Here is a 19,706-nt window from a genome sequence, read left to right on the forward strand (position 1 = left end):
CACGTCGCTCCTACCTGGCTCCTACGCTTTCGATGTTCAACCAGCCCCGGTAGCGCACCAGCAGTCCAACGACAGGTAGTGCGGCAGCGACGTCGAAACGATAACGCCCGTCCAGTTCCAATTCGCGCGCCTGCACTTCGCCGAACCAGCGCGCAGGCAAAGGCAGGCCCAGCGCCGAGACGCGGGCCACCTGCCAGACGATGCCGCCCTCCCCCACCGTCAGCCGGAATCCGAAACGCGCTAGCCCGAGTTGCTCGAACAGCAGTCCGTCCTGTTCCCACAAGCGGGAGGGCATCGCATGACCGCCGATATGGCGCGTCCACTTCTCTTCTTCGCCGTTTGCGTCGATCTCCACCTCGACCTCGCCTCGACCCGCGGGCGGCAGGCGCGTGGCCCAGGCGAACAAACGCGCCAGCGGATTGCCGCCGCGCACGACTTCCACCTGGCCCTGGTAGCGGCGATGGCCGCTTGCCGTATGCAGGGTTCTGACGGCCAACGGTAATGTTTCGAATTCCGCCCCCAGCACGCGCTGGAATAGGGGCACGCTCACGCCTGCATCCACACCACGGTCGCCATGCGGCCGGTGCGTGCGTCGCGGCGATGCGAATAGAAGCGCTGCGGGTCCGAAATCGTGCAGAGGTCGCCGCCATGAACGCGGACGATGCCCAGCTTGGCCATGCGCTGGCGTGCAAGCGCGTACAGATCGACGCGCCAGTGGCCCAGGCGCGTGGCGACGAAGGCCGAAGCTACGTTTTCGTCCTGCGAAACGAACGCGTCGAACACTTCTGCGCCAATCTCGTAGGCCTGCGGCCCGGCGGCCGGGCCGAGCCAGGCGATCAGTTCCCGAGCAGGCGAATGCATCGCGGCTACGGTGTTTTCCAGAATGCCGTTGGCCAGTCCGCGCCAGCCGGCATGTGCAGCGCCGATCTCCGTGCCCTTTTCATTCGTGAATATCACCGGCAGGCAATCGGCGGTGAGGATGGCCAGGACGACGCCTGGCACAGAGGTCACGGAGGCGTCGGCGACAGGCTCTGCCCCCTCCTCTGCGAAAGCAGGGGAGGGCTGGGGAGGGGTGCCGTCAGGCTCAAGGGATGCTGACGCAACCCCCTCCCAACCTCCCCCTGCCTGCGCAGGGGGAGGGGCCGAAACACGCAGCACGTCCACGCCATGCACTTGTCGCAACCAGTGCGGTGCGGAAGGCAGGGCGAGATGCTCGATGAGTTCGGCCCGATTGCGCTCGACCGTCGCTGGATCATCTCCATCGGCCGCGTAACGATTGCCTAGATTGAAACTGTCGAACGGCGCCAGCGAAGCGCCAGCGCCGTGGCGGGTCGTGGTGAACGCGCGCACGCCTGGCGGCGCCGGCCACCCCGCGTAGACCACCGGCTTCATCTCCGCTTCTGCGCCTCGCCATCGGCGCGCAGCGCGGCGAGCAGGTTGAGCATGTCCTGCGGCACCGGCGCCGACACGCGCACGGGTTCGCCGCTGATCGGGTGCTTGAATTCCAGGACTTCGGCATGCAGCGCCTGGCGCTTGAAGCCGCGCAAGGCCGCGATGAGTTCTTCGGTGGCGTGCTTGGGCAGTTTCAGCGGACCGCCGTACAAGGGATCGCCCACGATCGGATATTTCAGATGGGTCATGTGCACGCGGATCTGGTGGGTGCGACCGGTTTCCAGCCTGCATTCCAGAGCCGTGTGCGCACGGAAGCGTTCGCGCAGACGGTAGTGGGTAACGGCATCACGCCCTTCCTCACGCACCGACATGCGGATGCGATCGCGCGAATGGCGGTCGATCGGCGCATTGACCGTGCCGCCCGACACCATCGATCCGACCACGATCGCCAGATACTGGCGATGCACTTCGCGCGAGGACAACTGCTCCACCAACGCGGTATGCGCCGGCAGGTTGCGCGCGACCACCATGACCCCGCTGGTATCCTTGTCCAGGCGGTGGACGATGCCCGCGCGCGGCACCAGCGACAGCGACGGGTCGCGGAACAGCAACGCGTTGACCAGGGTGCCGCTCGGGTTGCCGGCCCCTGGATGCACCACCAGCCCGGCCGGCTTGTTGAGCACGAACACATCGGCATCTTCGTACAGGATATCGAGCGGGATGTCCTCGGGCAGGGCGTGGGTCTGGGTGTCCAGCACCACTTCCAGTTGGGCGGTCTCGCCGCCGCGCACCGGGTCGCGGCCGCGCACCAGTTCGCCGTTGAGGCGGGCAGCGCCCGACTTGATCCATTCGGACAGGCGGGTGCGCGAATACTCGGGGAACAGCTCGGCCAGGACCGCGTCGAAGCGCCGCCCGCCTGCGCTGGCCGGGACCACGGCGGTTCGGGTGGAAACCTCGTCGGCGACGTCGTCCGTGGGTTCGATCTGGGTGGGTTCGGTCATGCTTTGCAGGCGGCACGTTGGCCGCACGTTCATGGCTTGGGCAGCGCCTAGGCTATCATCGCCGTTCCAAATTCCCTGCCGCGGCCTTCCGCCAGCCCATGACCCAGCGCCCCACGACCCGTTCCGTCCCCGCCCGCCCCGCCTTTCTGCGCATCGTCGCCCTAATGCTGGTGGTGGCCTTCACCGGTACCGGCTGCGGCAAGTTCTTCAAGAAGGACAAGGATACCGTCGAGGGCAAGCCGGTCGAGGAGATCTACGAAAAGGCGCACGGCTCCATGCTCAAGGGCAACTGGGACCGGGCCGAGATCACTTTCCGCCAGCTGATCGCGCAATATCCGTACGGTCCTTACACCGAGCAGGCGCTGATGGAAACGGCGTACGCCCAATTCAAGTCCGGCAAGATGGACGATACGGTTTCCACCGTGGACCGTTTCCTCCGCACCTATCCCACCCAGCGCAACGTGCCTTACATGTACTACCTGCGCGGCCTCGCCAATTCGGGGCGCGACACGGTGTTCCTGCAGAAAGTGTGGAAGCTCGACGCCAGCCGCCGCGATCTGGCCACGCCCTTGCAGGGCTACAACGACTTCAGCAAGCTGGCTGAGAACTATCCGAACAGCCGCTATGCCGCGGACGCGCGCCAGCGCATGATCGCGTTGCGCAACCTGTTCGCGCGCCATGAATTGGACACTGCGCTGTACTACCTGCGCCGCGACGCCTGGGTTTCGGCCGCCGCCCGTGCCAAGTACCTGCTGGAAACCTATCCGCAGAGCGAATACCAGAACGACGCCGTCGCCGTGCTTGGCGAGGCCTATACGCATCTGGGCAACGAAACCCTGGCCGCCGACGCCCGCCGCGTACTGCAGCAGAACGACCCGCAGCACCCCTGGCTGAGCGGCGACTGGCCGGACTACCCTTCCTCGATCCGCAAGCTCAACCCGTTCGCCGGCGAGAAATCGGCGGTGGACATGAAGAAGAAAGATTGAAGAAAAAAGGGGCCGCAAGGCCCTTTTTTTGCTCCCTTCTCCCTCTGGGAGAAGGTGGCGCGAAGCGACGGATGAGGGCGCGAGAAATCTGACCCCCGGAACCTATCCGTCAACCTGAAAGTGCATGCCCTCATCCGCCCCTTCGGGGCACCTTCTCCCGATGGAGAAGGAACACGATTCACCCCGGATACTTATTGCTGATCGGATAACGCCGCTCGCGTCCGAACGCGCGCCGCGATACCTTCGGTCCGGGCGCCGCCTGATGGCGTTTCCACTCGTTGATCCTCACCAGCCGCAGCATTCGATCGACCACGCCCGCCTCGAATCCCGCCGCGACGATCTCGTCTCGCGACTGCTCCTGGTCCACATAGCGCAGCAGGATCGCATCCAGCACGTCGTAGGGCGGCAAGGAATCCTGGTCGGTCTGGTTTTCGCGAAGCTCGGCCGAAGGCGGACGGGCGATGACCGCTTCGGGGATCACCGGCGTACCGCCTACCGTGTTGCGCCAGCGCGCGAGCGCGAACACCTCGGTTTTGTACAGATCCTTGATCGGCGCGTAACCACCGCACATGTCGCCGTAGATGGTGGCGTAGCCGACGGCGTATTCGCTTTTGTTGCCGGTGGTGAGCAGCAACCCACCCAGCTTGTTGGACAGCGCCATCATGATCACGCCGCGGCTGCGCGACTGCAGGTTCTCCTCGGCGGTGTCGGCCTCGCGGCCCGCGAAGATGGGCGCCAAAGCCTCGATGAAACCCTTGAAAGGCGCCTCTATCGGAATCGTCTCCAGCTTCACGCCCATCGTCGCGCACTGTTCGGCCGCCAGGTCGTTGGAAAGATCGGCCGTGTAGCGCGAAGGCAGCCGCACCGCGGTGACGTTGTCCGCACCCAGCGCGTCCACCGCGATCGCCAGCACGAGCGCCGAATCGATGCCGCCGGAGAGTCCCAGCCACGCCTTCGAGAAACCGTTCTTCAGGCAATAATCGCGTGTGCCGCGCACCACCGCACGCCAGGCCAGTCCGTCGCGGCCTTCGTCTCCTTCGCACGGCCATTCCCGCGCCGTGAACTTGCGCGTGTCGGCATCGTAGTCGGCGACCAGCCAGTGATCCTCGAACGCGCGCGCGGCCGAATGCACCAAGCCATCGCCATCGGCCAGCACCGAGGCGCCGTCGAACACCAGCGCGTCCTGCCCGCCGACCACGTTGAGGTAAGCCAGCGCCACGCCGGTCTCGCTGACCCGCTGCGCCAGCAATGCGTCGCGCTGCGCGTGCTTGTCGCGCTCGAACGGCGAAGCGTTCGGCACCATCACCAACTGCGCGCCGGCGTCGCGGGTTTCGCCCAGCGGCTCGGCGAACCACAGGTCCTCGCAGATCACCAGCCCGACCGGCACCCCGGCCACCTCGAATACGCAGGCGCCGCCATCCGGATCGACATCGAAGTAGCGTCGTTCGTCGAACACCGCGTAGTTGGGCAGCTCGCGTTTGCGATAAGTGGTTTCCACTCCGCCGTCGCGCAATACACTGGCCGCGTTGTAGACCACGCTGCCCGCCGATTGCGGCCAGCCGACCACGGCGACGATCCCCTGCGTGGAAGCGGCCACCTGCTGCAACGCAGCCTCGCAATCGCGCAGGAATCCGGGACGCATCAACAGGTCTTCCGGCGGATAGCCGCTGATCGCCAGCTCGGGAAACAGCACCAGGTCCGCGCCATGCGCATCGCGCGCCTCAGCGATCATCGCCGAGATGCGTTCGGCGTTCTGGTAGACGGCGCCGACCGGGAAATCGAACTGGGCCAGTGCGATGCGTAGCTTCTTGCTCATGCGGACTCCGGATAAACGAAAGGCCGCACGCGGCGGCCTTTCGTAAGCGCGTACTGGACGCGATTCTACTTCTTCACCAGCTTGGCTATCGCCGCGCCCAAGTCGCCCGGCGAACGCACCGTCACGACGCCGGCCGCTTCCATTGCCGCGAACTTGCCCTCGGCCGTGCCCTTGCCGCCAGACGCGATCGCACCGGCGTGGCCCATGCGCTTACCGGCCGGGGCCGAGGCGCCGGCGATGAAGCCGACCACCGGCTTCTTGACATACTTGGCGATGTATTCGGCGCCTTCTTCCTCGGCCGAACCGCCGATCTCGCCGACCATGATGATGCCTTCGGTCTGCGGATCTTCGTTGAACAGCTTCAGCGCGTCGACGAAGTTGACGCCGTTGATCGGGTCGCCGCCGATGCCGATGCAGGTGCTCTGGCCCAGGCCCACGTCGGTGGTCTGCTTGACCGCTTCATAGGTCAGCGTGCCCGAACGCGAGACGATGCCGATCTTGCCAGGCAAGTGGATGTGGCCCGGCATGATGCCGATCTTGCACTCGCCCGGAGTGATGATGCCGGGGCAGTTGGGGCCGATCAGGGTGGTGTTCGGGTAGCCCTTCAGCGTGTTCTTGACCCGCAGCATGTCCAGCACCGGGATGCCTTCGGTGATGCAGACGATCACCCGGATGCCGGCGTCGGCCGCTTCCAGGATCGCGTCGGCCGCGAACGGCGGCGGCACGTAGATCACCGACGCGTCGGCGCCAGTGGAAGCCACCGCTTCGCGCACGGTGTTGAACACCGGCAGTTCGATATGGGTGGTGCCGCCCTTGCCCGGGGTCACGCCGCCCACGACCTGGGTGCCGTATTCGACCATCTGGGTGGCGTGGAAGGTGCCCTGCTGGCCGGTGAAGCCTTGCACGATGACCTTGGTGTTCTTGTTGACCAAAACGCTCATGGATTATTCCTAGTCTCGTGGCTCAGGCAGCGACGGCCGCAACGGCCTTCTTGGCGCCATCGTTGATGTCATCGGCGGTGATGATGGCCAGGCCGGATTCGCGCAGCAGCGCCTTGCCGGCTTCGACATTCGTGCCTTCCAAACGGACGATTACCGGCACTTTGACGCCAACGTCCTTGACCGCGGCGATGATGCCTTCGGCGATCATGTCGCAGCGGACGATGCCGCCGAAGATGTTGACGAAGATCGCCTTCACCTTGTCGCTGGATAGGATCAGCTTGAACGCGGTGGTCACGCGTTCCTTGGTGGCGCCGCCGCCGACATCCAGGAAGTTGGCCGGTTCGCCGCCGCTGAGCTTGATCACGTCCATGGTGGCCATGGCAAGGCCCGCGCCGTTGACCATGCAGCCGATGTTGCCGTCCATGGTCACGTAGTTCAGATCGTTCTCGCTGGCCAGCACTTCGGTCTCGTCTTCCTGCGACTTGTCGCGCATGGCCACCAGATCGGCGTGGCGGAAGCTGGCGTTGTCGTCGGAATTGACCTTGCCGTCGAGCACGGCCAGGTTGCCGTTGGTGAGGATGGCCAGCGGGTTGAGTTCCACCAACGCCAAGTCTTTCTCGTTGAACAGCTTGTACAGGCCCAGCATGATCTTGCTCAGCTGGTTCACCTGCTTGGCGTCCAGGCCCAGGGCGAAGCCGACTTCGCGGGTCTGGTAGGGCTGCAGGCCCTGCACGAAGTTCACGTCCAGGGTCTGGATCTTCTCGGGGGTTTCCCTGGCGACGGTCTCGATGTCGACGCCGCCCTCGCTGGAAGTGATGAAGGTGATGGCCTGGCTGGCGCGGTCGACCAGCACCGAGAGGTAGAGTTCCTTGGCGATGTCGGTACCTTCGGAGATCAGCACGGTGTCGATGGGCAGGGCCACGCCGCCGGACTGGTAGGTCTCCATCTTCGTGCCCAGCATGGCCGCGGCGTACTGCTTCACTTCGTCCAGGGTCTTGGCGAGTTTGACGCCGCCGGCCTTGCCGCGGCCGCCCGCGTGGATCTGGGCCTTGACCACCCAGAGGTCGCCGGGAATGGCTTTCGCGGCCTCGACCGCTTCATCCGGCGCGCGCGCGATGCGCCCTGCCGGCACTGCAATGCCGTATTCGGCAAACAACTGCTTCGCCTGGTATTCGTGGAAGTTCATGCATCACCTTGAGGGAGGAACAGAACGCATCGCGCGCAGGGGTCCGGGCTGGCCGGAGGGCGCGGATGGGCCGCCTATTGTCTCCCACCCCGTGCTGCGGTGCAAAACCGACCTTAGCCGTAGAGTCCGGCCTCCTGCGGAGAACCGCCACTCCCTATACTGTCCTCTTCGCCGTCGGGAATCCCCCGCTTGACGCAGCGCCCTTCGATCATCGCCCACTTCGAGTCCGCCCCCGGGCGCGATCTGTACTACTTCGCCCTCTATCGCGTGCTGGAGGCCGGCATCCTGGCCGGACTGCTGTTCAGCCCGTTGTCCGGCATGCTCGGCGAGCAGCGAGACCCCCTGCTGGGTACCGTGGTCACCATCGGCTACCTGGTGTTCGCCATGTTCATGCTGTTCCTGGGCCGCCGGGAACAGTGGCTGGTGCCGCTGGTGCTGACTGGCGTGGTGGTGGACATCGCCGTGGCCTCGCTGGCGACTTATGCGGTACCCAACGCGACTGCCGGGATCGCCATGCTGTTGCTGTTCAACGTGGCCGCGGCCGCGCTGCTGTTGCCGCGCAGACTGGGACTGGGCGTGGCCCTGCTCGCGACTCTGGCTATGGGTGTCGAGTTCGTGGTCGAGACTGTGGGTTCTACGCCGACCGACCGACCGGTGGCCGAGATCATCATGTTCGCTGTCACCTACCTGGCCGTAGGGCTGCTGGCTAGCCAGGCCGGGCAGCGCGCGCGTTCCAGCCAGGCCCTGGCCGACCAGCGCGGCGTGGAAGTTGCCAACCTGTTCGAAGTCAACGAACTGATCATTCGCCGCATGCGCACCGGCGTATTGGTGGTGGACGCCGACAACCGCATCAAACTGGCCAACGAAGCCGCTTCGCTGTTGCTGGGCGACGGCAGCGAAGGCGAGAACGACAGTCACGGCATCCATCTGCCGCAAGTCGCCCCGGAATTGGCCCGCCGCCTGCAGCAATGGCGCAACGGCTGGAAGAACGACGAGACTCCACTGCAGCTCTCGCCCGACCAGCCGGAGGTACAGCCGCGCTTCGCCCGTCTGCTGGCCGGCAGCGAGTTGTCGCTGGTGTTCCTGGACGATGCCAGCGTGGTCTCGCGGCGCGCCGAGTCGCTGACCCTCAGCGCCCTGGGACGGTTCTCGGCCAGCCTGGCCCACGAAATCCGCAATCCGCTGGCGGCGATCAACTACGCGGTCCAGTTGCTGGAGGAATCCAAGAGCATCATCGACGGCGACCGCCGCCTGCTGCAGATCATCCATCAGCAATGCCAGCGCACCAACGGCATCGTGGAAAGCGTACTGGGCCTGGCCCGCCGCGAACGCGCCAGTCCCGAGCATGTGGACCTCAACGGCTACGTGCGCCGTTTCGTCGACGAATACCAGCAGAACATGTCCATCGAGACCGACAGTCTGGAGACGGTGATAGGTGCGCGTGCCGTACCCGCTTTGGTCGACCTGCGCCACCTGCAGCAGATCCTGACCGTGCTGGTGCACAACGCCCTGAACTACGGCCGCTTGCCCGGCGAGCCCGCCCGGGTGCGGCTGCGGGTGTTCCAGGCGGACAACCGGCCCATAATCGATGTGCTGGATCGCGGCCCAGGCATCCCGGAAGCCGTGGCGGCCCAGTTGTTCCGCCCGTTCTTCACCACCTCCGAACACGGCACCGGGCTGGGCCTGTATATCGCCCGCGAGCTGTGCCGCGCCAACCAGGCCTCGCTGGAATTCGTGGCGGTGCCCGGCGGCGGCAGCTGCTTCCGCGTCACCTTGCCCGGCCCGCATTCGCTGCTGCCCGCGTGAGCAGCAACGTAGGAGTGTCCTATGGGCGCGAGCCCTCGTTTGATCCGCCATCCCGCCGGAAGCTCGCGCCCATGGGCGCTCCTACCTGGGCATTGAACAGTTACACTTCTCACACAGGGAATCGTGAGGGATACGAATGAGCGAAAACCGCAGCGCCCTGATCGTCGATGACGAGCGCGACATCCGCGAACTGTTGACACTGACTCTGGGCCGCATGGGCCTGCGCATCGACACCGCCGCCAACCTGGGCGAGGCGCGCGAGCACCTGTCCCGCAATACCTACGACCTCTGCTTCACCGACATGAACCTGCCCGACGGCAACGGCATCGAGCTGGTCGGCGACATCAGCCGCCTGTACCCGCGCACCCCGGTCGCCATGATCACCGCCTTCGGCAACGTCGAGCTGGCGGTGGAGGCGCTCAAGGCCGGCGCCTTCGATTTCGTCAGCAAGCCGGTGGATATCAGCGTACTGCGCGGCCTGGTCAAGCACGCGCTGGAACTCAACAACACCGAACGCGCGCCCGCACCGCCCCCGCCGCCGGAACAGGCCAGCCGCCTGCTCGGCAATTCGGCGCCGATGGGCGTGCTCCGCGACACCATCGCCAAGGTGGCCCGCAGCCAGGCGCCGGTCTACATACTAGGTGAATCGGGCGTGGGTAAAGAGCTGGTCGCCCGCACCATCCACGAGCAGGGCGCACGCGCCGCCGGTCCGTTCGTGCCGGTCAATTGCGGCGCCATTCCGGCCGAGCTGATGGAAAGCGAGTTCTTCGGCCACAAGAAAGGCAGCTTCACCGGCGCCCATGCCGACAAGCCCGGCCTGTTCCAGGCGGCCAACGGCGGCACCTTGTTCCTCGACGAGGTAGCAGAGCTGCCCCTGCCCATGCAGGTGAAACTGCTGCGCGCGATCCAGGAAAAGTCGGTGCGTCCGGTCGGCGCCTCCACTGAAGTGCCGGTCGACGTGCGCATCCTCTCGGCCACCCACAAGGATCTGGGCGACCTGGCCAACGATGGCCGCTTCCGTCACGACCTCTATTACCGCATCAATGTGATCGAGCTGCGCGTGCCGCCCCTGCGCGAACGGACCGGCGACCTGCCGCAACTGACCGCCGCCATCCTGGCACGGCTGGCCGGCACTCATGGCCGCAGCGCCCCGCAGCCGACCGCCGGGGCTATCGAAGCCCTGGCGGCCTATGGCTTTCCCGGTAACGTGCGCGAACTGGAAAACATCCTGGAACGCGCCATGGCCATGGCCGACGGCGACCGGATCGACGCTGTCGACCTGCATCTGCCACAGGGGAACGGTCATGGCAGCCGCGGCGCGCCGGTCGAAGTGCCTGCCCTGGCCGACGAGGCGCCGCTGGCCGGCATCGATCCGGGTGCGGGCGCGCTGCCCTCTTATATCGAGCAGTTGGAGCGCGCGGCGATCCAGAAAGCGCTGGAGGACAACCGCTGGAACAAGACCAAGGCGGCTGCGCAGCTGGGCATCACCTTCCGGGCGCTGCGCTACAAGTTGAAGAAACTGGGGATGGAATGAAGTCGGCGGATCGCATCGAAGAATGTGACCGTCGTCGGAAATGGCCTGTTACCGGCCGGTAAAAGCGACCTTCCGGGTCACTAACTGACGCAGGGAGTCACTGCATCAGTGTTTTGGAAGCCTGTTTCGGGGGAGAACGGAACCGGCGGCTCTTTTTGGATGTGCCAGCGGTCAGAACCTATGGTTGGCACGTTTCCTGCGTTATTCCCCAAGCACGTGGCACGTTTCACCACGGCGCCCACGGTCCATATCACTATGGGACACTGGGCTTGTGTCCCATACCAATCAAGCCAAACCTTACCAAGGGGATTTATCCATGAAGAAGAACATGCAGGGCTTCACCCTCATCGAACTGATGATCGTTGTCGCTATCATCGCCATCCTGGCCGCCATCGCGCTGCCGGCTTACCGCGACTACACCATCAAGGCCAAAATCACCAACGCCATCGGCTCGGTGGCGGGCGAGAAGATCAAGGTCGGCGAAAACTACGGCGCGAGCGAAGCGGACGTGTGCACCGGCACCCTCGCCACGATCTGCTCCGGCAGCGGCATTCTGTCGGGCTCTTACCAGGACGCCACCATCACCCTGCAGCCGGTATTCCCGCAGAACGATGGTGGCCGCATCATTTGGCACTGCACCGCTACCTACGATGGTACGACGGCGACCGCCGCCCAGAAGCCTGCCGCGTGCAATACCACTCAGGCTGGCGAATAAGCTCCACTGCATTTGCAATCAGGAACCCCGGGGGCGACCCCGGGGTTTTTTTATGCGACGGTACGTACCCATGATCAAATTCGAACCTGCCCCCTTTAAGTTGCTCGCACTGGTCGCCGCCACCGCTGTACTGGCGTACTGGGTCGGGCTGGGCGGCCCCTTCGTCTTCGACGATTACGCCAATTTCCGCTCCATCCCCGATTGGCTGCAGGGCAGGCTGGGCTTGTCCACGCTGTTGTTCGAACGCGGCGGCGGCGCCTTTGGCCGGCCGGTCTCGATGGCCAGTTTCGCGCTCAATGCCAAGCTTCTGGGCTACACGCCGTTTGCGTTCAAGCTGGTCAACCTGGCGCTGCACCTCGTCATTGGCGCAACGATTTTCGCGCTGCTTCGCCGCCTGCTGCTGCTCGACGCCCTATTGCGCCCGCGCGCCGCCTGGCTGGCAGCCACGATAACGGCCCTCTGGCTGCTGCACCCGCTGCACGCCAGCACAGTGCTATATGCGGTCCAGCGCATGGCGCAGTGGTCGGCGCTGATCGTGCTGCTGGGCTTGTGGCTTTACCTGACACTACGGCAGAAGATTGCCGAATCGCCCGGCAGCCGTGCCGCCATCGCGGGCCTGTTTCTGGGCATTCCGGCACTAACCGCGCTGGCCTTCCTGGCCAAGGAGAACGGTGCGTTGCTGCCACTGCTTTGCTGCATCGTGGAACTGGCGTATTTCCAGCGCGGCCAACGCCCCAAGCCCGTCAAGGGCTTCCTGTGGGTCTTTGGCGTGGCGCCCTTCTTCGCCGGCGCGGTTCTGTTGTCCGCGAAATCCGAACGTTTCCTAGGTGCGTATGCCGGGCGCGATTTCGATATGTACCAGCGCCTGCTCAGCCAGGGCCGGGCGCTGTGCGATTACGTGTTCCAGCTGCTGTTGCCCAACCCCACGCGGATGGGCGTGTTCACCGACGACTTCGCCATCTCCACCGGCTGGCTGTCGCCGCCGACCACCGCGCTGGCGTTCGCGGCCCTGGCGGCCGCCAGCGTGCTGGCATGGCGCCTGCGCCGGCGCTCGCCCAGCATCGCCTTCGGCTGGGCGTTCTTCCTCGGCGCCCACGCGATGGAAGCCTCCTTCGTTCCGCTGGAGTTGTACTACGAGCATCGCAACTACCTGCCATCGGTGGGCCTGCTGACTGCCGTGGTCGCGCTGTTCGTTCTACTCGCCAGATGCCTGCAGGAACGGGACGTCAACGGGGGCCGTATCGCCAAGGTCGCGCTGGCCGGCACGCTGCTGGTGTTCGCCATCGTCACGCATGGCCGCGCCAAGGTCTGGAAAAGCCCGATCACCATCGCGGCCTCCAGCCTGCTGTCCCATCCGGAATCGATCAACGCCACGTCATACGTGCTGGCCAACACCATTGCCGTCAACGACGCCGAAGCCGCCGACCGCATCGTCGCCGGCATGATCGCTTCCCAGCGCCCACGCAATCGCTCGCTGGGCTATCTGTACCGTGCCTACGCTGGCTGCGTCCTGCATGGCCGTGCCAACCATGACGATCTGGAAAGCTTCCTGGAGACGACGCCGATGCCCGTCACCATTCCGGGAACCCAACCGTTCTTCAAGCTCTACATGCTCATGGGCGCCGGCAAGTGCAGCGGATTGCAGGACGATGGCGTCGGCTCCGTGCTGCGCCGCCTGGCCGACCGCGCGGAGAACGAGGCCGGTCAGAAAGGTACCCACTTGATCCGGTACCAGTCCGCCGCCTTCTTCGCGCGTGCGCGGGATTGGGCCGCGGCCCGGGAACAGGGGAAACTTGCCTGGATACCGGGCGCGCCATCCTTCTTTGCCGCCCCCCTGGTGCAGAGTTATCTTTCGACGGGCCAAGTCGAACAGGCCAGGCAAGTGCTGGCTGAGGCGGAACGGCGCGCAGATACATCGAACGCATCGGAAAAGAACGGCCTTGAACAACTAAGGGATCAAATCGACGCCGCATATTCCGCGGACGAAAGCCGGCAACGGCATAATCCCTGACTGCGCGACCCGATCATGTCCCAGAGAGAATCCGAACCGCAGGCAGGGAAAGAACGAAGATGACCACCGATGCCATCGTGGATTCGACTGATCACGCGGGGCCTTTCGCCGCCGCCCCGGCCCTGTCTCCGATCCCTGTCATGCTCGTCGGCACGTCCTACCCCACTACCCACGGCGACTGGAAGGGGATCTTCATCCGGCAGATGGTGGAATCCCTCGCTCGTCGCGAGGATATACGCCTGCATACATGGTGCCCGCCCGGGCCAATGCCCGCGAACGTACGCACGGCATGGATCGATGACGATGCACGCTGGCTGCTGCGCCTGATGGAACGTGGCGGCATTGCCCATCTGCTTCGCAAGAATCCGTTACTGGGGCTGAAGACGGCCCTTGGCCTGATGTGGCGACTTCGCCGCTCATACGCATCCAGCGACGCTTCGCTATTTCATCTGAACTGGCTGCAGAATGTGCTCACGCTGCCAAACGACCGGCGCCCGCTGCTTGTTACTGCACTAGGCACCGACATGCAATTGCTGCGGCTGCCACTGATGCGAAGTCTGCTGCTTCGCAAATTTGCCGCACGCCGCACCGTACTTTGCCCGAATGCCGCTTGGATGGTGGCGCCGCTGGCCAATGCATTCGGCGACGTAGCAGATATCCGCTACGTGCCTTTGGGCATAGATTCCGCATGGTTCCGGATTGAACGATCACCCGCCCCCGATGGCATTCATCGGTGGATCTGCGTGAGCAGGCTTACATCTGGGAAGCTGGGGCCGTTGTTCGAATGGTGTGCGCCTCACTTCTCCGGCCGCGAGCGAGAACTGCACCTGTTCGGCCCGATGCAGGAACAGATCACGGTGCCTGATTGGGTGCACTACCACGGAGCGGCCACTCCGGAACAGCTTCGCGAAGAATGGTTCCCGCGCGCGACCGGATTGATCACGCTCAGCCGCCATGCCGAAGGACGGCCGCAAGTAATGCTGGAAGCGATGGCGGCCGGCTTGCCGATCCTGGCATCCCGTCTGCCCGCGCACGAAGACATCGTTTCGCACTCCATCACAGGTTGGCTGTGTGACGATTCGACAACCGTATCCTCCTGCCTGGATGCAGGGGAAGACCTGGCATACAACTCGATGATAGGTTCCCGCGCTCGCGAGTGGTGTCGCAGCGAGACAGGAGACTGGGACGACTGCGCCGCGCGCTATTGCGCCTTGTATCGCACGCTGCTGACTGGAGAAGAGCAGTGAGCGATGCCGTACTGATCCTGGGGGCGGGTGGTTTCATCGGCCGCCATTTGGCTGAAAGCCTTGCGTCCGATGGACGGAGGGTCATAGCAGCGACACGCCGTCCTGAAGGTTTCGCAAACCCACTGATAGCCAATGTCGTTTCCGCCTTCTCCACACGTAACGACTTTGCGGAACTGCTTGAAGACTGCACGCATATTATCCATGCGGCTTCTTCCAGTACCCCAGGCAGCAGTGCCACCCAGCCCCAACTGGACGGCAACTTGAGGACAACGCTTGCCTTGATAGAGGCATTGCAGAAATTCCCGTCACGCCGCCTGCTGTTTTTGTCTTCTGGCGGCACGCTTTATGGCGATCGCGAGAAGCCAGTCATCGAAAGCGATCAGTTGCTGCCTCGCTCCTACCACGGAGCCGGCAAGGCCGCTTCCGAACATTTCATACACGCGTGGACGTCGCAGTATGATGGCACCGCGATCGTCCTGAGACCTTCGAACGTCTACGGCCCAGGCCAGGTTGCCCGCGCCGGATTCGGCATCATTCCCGCAGCTTTCGATTGCGCCCTGAACAGGACCACCCTGACGATCTGGGGCGACGGCGCATCCGTTCGCGACTATTTGTATATCGATGACCTGCTGCATGCGTGCAGGCTGGCGCTGGTCAAATCGATAGGAACAGGCACGCATACATTCAATGTGGCCAACGGGGAGCCCATAACCCTGAATGCGCTTTTGGACAACATAGACGCAATCACCGGAACACCCGTGCCGCGCAGCTACAACGCGATGCGAAGTTCCGACATACGCAGCATTTCCCTTGATATCAGTGCCGCTCGCGACAGCATGGATTGGAGGCCAACAACTCCTCTCGCAACAGGGCTGGAGCGTACTTGGCGCTGGCATGCCATGCAGGCGAGAGAATGACCCACCGTCCTCGCATTTCGGTATGCATCGCCAATTACAATGGTGCAGAGGTCATCCACTCCTGCATCGATTCGGTCTTGCGGCAAGAATGCGAGGCCGACGTGGAAGTCATCGTCCACGATGACGCTTCTACGGATGGCTCCGCCAAGGCGCTGGCTGACACCCATCCAGATATTCGAATCATCTTCAGCGATGAGAACGTCGGATTCTGCATAAGCAACAACCGCATGGCCGCCATTGCCGAGGGCGAGTACCTGCTCCTCCTGAACAACGACGCCATGCTGCGCAACGGCGCTCTGCAGGCGATGTGCGATGCGGCCACTTCCGGTTCCGATGGCATCCTAAGCGTTCCGCAATATCAGGCCTCCACGGGTCAATTGCTGGATCGCGGGTGCCGACTGGACTGCTTGCTGATGCCGATTCCAGTTACGGCTTCCGACCCGCATCGTCCGGTCACCGTAATGGGGTCGTGCTTGTGGATTCCGAAACGCCTTTGGGAACGAATCGGCGGCTTCCCGGAATGGATCGCCTCCATCGGCGAAGATACGTTCCTCTGCCTTGGCGCGTGGCAGGCGGGCGTCAGGGTCCACGTCATCGATGGTACAGGCTACGACCACGTGGTCGGCCTCAGCTTCGGCGGCGGCAAGGCCGTTGCTGGAAAGTTGAGCACCACCACGCGCCGCCGCTTCCTGAGCGAACGCAATCGGATTTGCGTGCTTGCCATATTCTGTCCGCCCTTGTTGCTACCGCTGGCACTGCTGATCCAGACTAGTGAACTAATCGTCGAAGGCATCGCCATGTCGCTGGTGAAACGAGATACTCGGTTCCTGCGCGAAGTTGTGTTGGCGGCGATCGCTTCCGCGTGGAAATTGCGCAGGGTCGTTTGCGGTGAGCGCCGCAGGATGCAAGCGTCATTCGGCGCTTTCCCCATCCGACGCTGGCTGGGCCTGATCACGCCGCTCCCGCAAAAGCTGCGCGCCGTATGGCGGCATGGCATCCCCGACGTGCAATGAGCATTACCCGCATGACTGAGCGCCACAGGATCCTTCTGCGCAAGATGCTGCCGTTCTGGAAGCTGGCGTTCGAATTGCTTCTGATCGCCGCCTTCGTCTTCTACGGCATCCGACATTGGGAGGATATGCGGACCGTTGTGCAGCGAATATCGCCATCGACGCTGTGCCTGTCCATCGGCATCTACACGTGCAGTCATTTCCTTGCGGCCGCCATGGCCCAATTGCTTTTCTCTGCCAACGGGTACCCCCTACACTATGCGACATTCTTGCGCATTCACCTGCAGCGCCTGCCGGCCAAATACCTGCCCGGCGGCATCTGGCAAAGCATCGGGCGCGGCGCCGATCTTGTAGGAATCGGAATTCCAACGCGTACCGTGATACAAACGCTGCTCGTCGAACAATTGCTGGCTATATGGTGGGCCGGATTCTTGGGCTTCCTGCTTGCCGGTCTGGCCTTCAACGGGAAGGTCCCGATCGCGGCAATCGCTGCAGCGTGCGCGTTGCTGGCCGGAGGCATCGTTGCGACAGTGCTGGCTCGCATGTTCAAGCCAGACCTCGTGCGGCTGATCAACGCAGCGCGCTCGTCCAGGGTTTGCGCCGTGTATGTCATCGGCTGGAGCCTTCTGGCCAGCGCATTCACCTGCTATCTGTGGCTGGGCGGATTGACGCAAGCCGGTCCGTTACGAATCGCGTCAAGCTACCTGGTCTCGTGGATGCTCGGAGCGATGGCATTCTTCGCGCCGCAAGGCATGGGCGTGTTCGAACTCGCAATGCAATACGCGATCTTCCCGTTGCAGAACAAGGCTGAAGCGCTCTGGCTGATCGGAAGCTATCGGCCGGTCGTGCTGGTCGCCGACATGTTGGCATGGCTCGCGTCGTGGCACTGGCGCCGCATGGCATCATCCTCTAACGGCATTTCATGAGGGCACAATGGGAATCCGCAAACACATAATCAAGTTCCTTTATGCCAATCTATGGCTGAAGAAGCTCGCCTTCAACCCGCTGACCGAATACCACCAGTGGCGCCTGCTCAAGTTCGTTCGCCGAACGGCCGCCGGGATACAGGCGGACCAGAGCATCATCGACGTAGGTGCCGGGGAGCTTAAATACAAGCCGCATTTCGCGCACTGCCACTACATCAGCAACGATTTGTGTATCGGAGACGGTGACTGGAACTACGCGGGCATCGACATCGTTTCTTCGGCCTATGATATTCCGGTAGAAACCGGCAGTTTCGATGCCGCACTCTGCATACAGGTACTGGAACATCTGGATTCACCTGACCGTGCATTTCAGGAATTCAGCCGCATACTGAAACCACATGGCCGGATCTATCTTTCCGCCCCTTTGCTTGCCGGCGAGCACCAGCAACCTCACGATTTCTTACGATATACGCGTTACGGTTACGCGTTATTGGGCGAAAAGCATGGTTTTCGCCTCGTTTCTATCGAGCCGCATGGCGGCAGCGTCATTGCAGTCGAAACACTGGCATGGGCTGCACTCTGGGAGATGCTTCCGTTCCGAAGGCAAACCGCGCCACGCTACGTGATCTACCTGCTGCTTTATCCGATCAAACTACTCACTGGCGCATTGGCATTGCTTTTCGATCAGTTGGATCGCAAGAATTCCATGACCATCAACTACGACGTCACATACGAAAAATCCGAATAGCGGCGCAGCATTGCCTGCACGACGACCCCCATCGCCGGATCGGAAGGTCAGCGAGCCACGCGAACGCCGTTGAACCCGCACTGGAGCAAATCACGCGCCAGCCGATTTAGGGCAACGCTGATCAAGTCCTCCGATTCTGAGAAAATACATGCGTGATCGGACTATCAGGTGTGGATCGATGAAGCAGCAGAGCTTGGCAGTGGCGGCGGATCAGGAAGCGGGTTTCGAACAGTACCGTCGTCCGACGCGTCGGGATGTGTTTCTTTCGACGATGGAGCAGCTCGTGCCCTTGGCAGCGTTGTGCGCGGTGGATCGAGCCGCACTACCCGAAGGCGGGGAACGGTCGCCCTCCGGTGGGTCTGAAGCGGATGCTGCGGATGTACTTTGTGCAGCACTGGTTCAATCTCGCCGACCAGGCCTGCGAGGAAGCCTTGCTCGACAGCCCCGCGTTATCAGCGATGCCTTAGATCAGGCATCGCGCCTGTACGTCAGCGACGTGATCTGTTCGGAAATCAACCCGATCAGGAACACGATCACTGCGGCACTAAACAGCAGGACGCTCATGTTGGTGAAGCGGCCTTGAGTGACGAAAGTGTAGGCGTAGTAACCCAGACCGATCAGAAAAAACAGGATGGCCGTCGGCGCAAACAGCTTCAACGGCGAATACAGCGTGGCGATCTTGAAGATGATCAGCAGGAAGCGCACGCCGTCGCGCAACGGACGGATATGGCTCTTACCAATGCGCTTGGCCACCGGGATCGGCTCGTAGGCCACCGCGTAGGCGCTGCGAAAGAACGCCATGGTGCTGGTGGTCGGATACGAGAACCCGTTCGGCAGCAAGTGCAGGAACTCGCGGAACTTGTCTGCACGCACCACCCGGAACCCCGAGGTCAGATCCTTCACCTCGAACCCGGTCATGCGTGTGGCCAGCCAGTTGTAGAAGGCGTTGGCGGCGCCGCGGTGCATGCCGGCTTGGCCCGACCAGTTGCGCGCACCGACCACCATGTCGTAGCCCTGCTCCAGCCGCGCCAGCAACTGCGGGATGCAGGCCGGGTCGTGCTGGCCGTCGGCGTCCATGAACACGATCACCTGGCCCGAGGCCGCGCGCGCGCCGCGCTTGATCGCCGCGCCGTTGCCCATCGAGTACGGCGCAACCAGCACCGTGGCGCCATATTCTGCGGCAACGGCGGCGGTTTCATCGGTGGAGCCATCGTCCACGACGATGATCTGGGCATCGGGCACTTGTTGGCGTAAAGCGGGCAAGGTACGGCGCAGTCCCTCGGCCTCGTTCTTGGCAGGCAGGACAATGCTGAGACTGGACAATGCTTTTCCCCGGAGCACCCTGTGAGGGAACATGGTAGCCGCTAACCGGCCACGGGTTCACCCCGCAGCCGAAGGCCCTGGAACGAATACATGCACCTCCAATGTTGGCAACGGCCAGAAGACGGCTGTCCGATCCAGTTCAATTTG

The 19,706-nt window shown here is 63.4% G+C and carries 17 protein-coding genes and 1 pseudogene; 11 read left to right on the forward strand and 7 right to left on the reverse strand.

What is annotated here, in order from left to right; translation table 11 throughout:
- Nucleotides 1-10 precede the first annotated feature (10 nt).
- From J2W94_RS17005 to rluD, 3 genes are read right to left on the reverse strand one after another with little or no spacing between them, the layout of a single operon-like run.
- Complete coding sequence (locus J2W94_RS17005) at nucleotides 11-550, reverse strand: DUF4166 domain-containing protein (protein ID WP_310095958.1); 540 nt, start codon at nucleotides 548-550, stop codon at nucleotides 11-13.
- Nucleotides 547-1,392: a peptidoglycan editing factor PgeF gene (pgeF, locus tag J2W94_RS17010; protein ID WP_310095960.1), complete on the reverse strand. Its 846-nt coding sequence runs from the start codon at nucleotides 1,390-1,392 to the stop codon at nucleotides 547-549. The genes J2W94_RS17005 and pgeF overlap by 4 nt, the downstream gene beginning before the upstream one ends.
- Entirely contained in the window at nucleotides 1,389-2,393 is a 1,005-nt protein-coding gene (rluD, locus tag J2W94_RS17015) for a 23S rRNA pseudouridine(1911/1915/1917) synthase RluD (protein ID WP_310095961.1), read from the reverse strand. The genes pgeF and rluD overlap by 4 nt, the downstream gene beginning before the upstream one ends.
- A 98-nt stretch (nucleotides 2,394-2,491) precedes the next feature.
- Here rluD and J2W94_RS17020 point away from each other — a divergent pair, with 98 nt between their 5' ends.
- Complete coding sequence (locus J2W94_RS17020; protein ID WP_310095963.1) at nucleotides 2,492-3,379, forward strand: outer membrane protein assembly factor BamD; 888 nt, start codon at nucleotides 2,492-2,494, stop codon at nucleotides 3,377-3,379.
- A gap of 178 nt (nucleotides 3,380-3,557) precedes the next feature.
- Here J2W94_RS17020 and J2W94_RS17025 read toward each other — a convergent pair whose 3' ends face one another.
- From J2W94_RS17025 to sucC, 3 genes are all read right to left on the reverse strand, one after another.
- Nucleotides 3,558-5,195, reverse strand: a complete 1,638-nt coding sequence (locus tag J2W94_RS17025) for an NAD+ synthase (protein ID WP_310095965.1) — start codon at nucleotides 5,193-5,195, stop codon at nucleotides 3,558-3,560.
- A gap of 65 nt (nucleotides 5,196-5,260) precedes the next feature.
- Nucleotides 5,261-6,136, reverse strand: a complete 876-nt coding sequence (sucD, locus tag J2W94_RS17030; protein ID WP_093286949.1) for a succinate--CoA ligase subunit alpha — start codon at nucleotides 6,134-6,136, stop codon at nucleotides 5,261-5,263.
- Nucleotides 6,137-6,158: 22 nt separating this feature from the next.
- Nucleotides 6,159-7,322 carry an ADP-forming succinate--CoA ligase subunit beta gene (gene sucC, locus J2W94_RS17035; protein ID WP_310095968.1) on the reverse strand — a complete coding sequence of 388 codons (1,164 nt, stop codon included), beginning with the start codon at nucleotides 7,320-7,322 and terminating at the stop codon, nucleotides 6,159-6,161.
- A gap of 189 nt (nucleotides 7,323-7,511) precedes the next feature.
- Between sucC and J2W94_RS17040 the strand changes: the two genes are divergently transcribed.
- The 10 genes and pseudogenes from J2W94_RS17040 to J2W94_RS17085 all read left to right on the forward strand — a co-directional run.
- The gene (locus J2W94_RS17040; RefSeq protein ID WP_310095970.1) at nucleotides 7,512-9,128 is read left to right on the forward strand and encodes a sensor histidine kinase; all 1,617 of its coding nucleotides are present in this window, start codon (nucleotides 7,512-7,514) and stop codon (nucleotides 9,126-9,128) included.
- Between the two features lie 136 nt (nucleotides 9,129-9,264).
- Nucleotides 9,265-10,662: a sigma-54-dependent transcriptional regulator gene (locus tag J2W94_RS17045; protein ID WP_310095972.1), complete on the forward strand. Its 1,398-nt coding sequence runs from the start codon at nucleotides 9,265-9,267 to the stop codon at nucleotides 10,660-10,662.
- Nucleotides 10,663-10,978: 316 nt separating this feature from the next.
- Complete coding sequence (locus tag J2W94_RS17050; RefSeq protein WP_310095974.1) at nucleotides 10,979-11,377, forward strand: prepilin-type N-terminal cleavage/methylation domain-containing protein; 399 nt, start codon at nucleotides 10,979-10,981, stop codon at nucleotides 11,375-11,377.
- 70 nt (nucleotides 11,378-11,447) lie between these two features.
- Nucleotides 11,448-13,388 (forward strand): hypothetical protein, encoded by a 1,941-nt coding sequence (locus J2W94_RS17055; protein WP_310095976.1) that lies wholly within the window; start codon nucleotides 11,448-11,450, stop codon nucleotides 13,386-13,388.
- A gap of 59 nt (nucleotides 13,389-13,447) precedes the next feature.
- Nucleotides 13,448-14,635, forward strand: coding sequence for a glycosyltransferase family 4 protein (locus J2W94_RS17060; RefSeq protein WP_310095978.1), 1,188 nt, complete (start codon nucleotides 13,448-13,450; stop codon nucleotides 14,633-14,635).
- Nucleotides 14,632-15,552, forward strand: a complete 921-nt coding sequence (locus J2W94_RS17065; RefSeq protein ID WP_310095980.1) for an NAD-dependent epimerase/dehydratase family protein — start codon at nucleotides 14,632-14,634, stop codon at nucleotides 15,550-15,552. Before J2W94_RS17060 ends, J2W94_RS17065 begins: the two co-directional genes overlap by 4 nt.
- Nucleotides 15,549-16,565: a glycosyltransferase family 2 protein gene (locus tag J2W94_RS17070; protein WP_310095983.1), complete on the forward strand. Its 1,017-nt coding sequence runs from the start codon at nucleotides 15,549-15,551 to the stop codon at nucleotides 16,563-16,565. Before J2W94_RS17065 ends, J2W94_RS17070 begins: the two co-directional genes overlap by 4 nt.
- Before the next feature lie 11 nt (nucleotides 16,566-16,576).
- Nucleotides 16,577-17,488, forward strand: coding sequence for a hypothetical protein (locus J2W94_RS17075; RefSeq protein ID WP_310095985.1), 912 nt, complete (start codon nucleotides 16,577-16,579; stop codon nucleotides 17,486-17,488).
- A gap of 7 nt (nucleotides 17,489-17,495) precedes the next feature.
- Entirely contained in the window at nucleotides 17,496-18,236 is a 741-nt protein-coding gene (locus J2W94_RS17080; RefSeq protein WP_310095987.1) for a class I SAM-dependent methyltransferase, read from the forward strand.
- 178 nt (nucleotides 18,237-18,414) lie between these two features.
- A pseudogene (locus J2W94_RS17085) lies at nucleotides 18,415-18,682 on the forward strand (transposase); the annotation flags it as partial.
- Between the two features lie 22 nt (nucleotides 18,683-18,704).
- Here the strand turns inward: J2W94_RS17085 and J2W94_RS17090 are convergent.
- Complete coding sequence (locus J2W94_RS17090; RefSeq protein WP_310095988.1) at nucleotides 18,705-19,559, reverse strand: glycosyltransferase family 2 protein; 855 nt, start codon at nucleotides 19,557-19,559, stop codon at nucleotides 18,705-18,707.
- Nucleotides 19,560-19,706 lie beyond the last annotated feature (147 nt).

Source organism: Pseudoxanthomonas sacheonensis (genome assembly GCF_031455975.1).
GTDB classification, from domain to species: Bacteria; Pseudomonadota; Gammaproteobacteria; order Xanthomonadales; family Xanthomonadaceae; genus Pseudoxanthomonas_A; species Pseudoxanthomonas_A sacheonensis_A.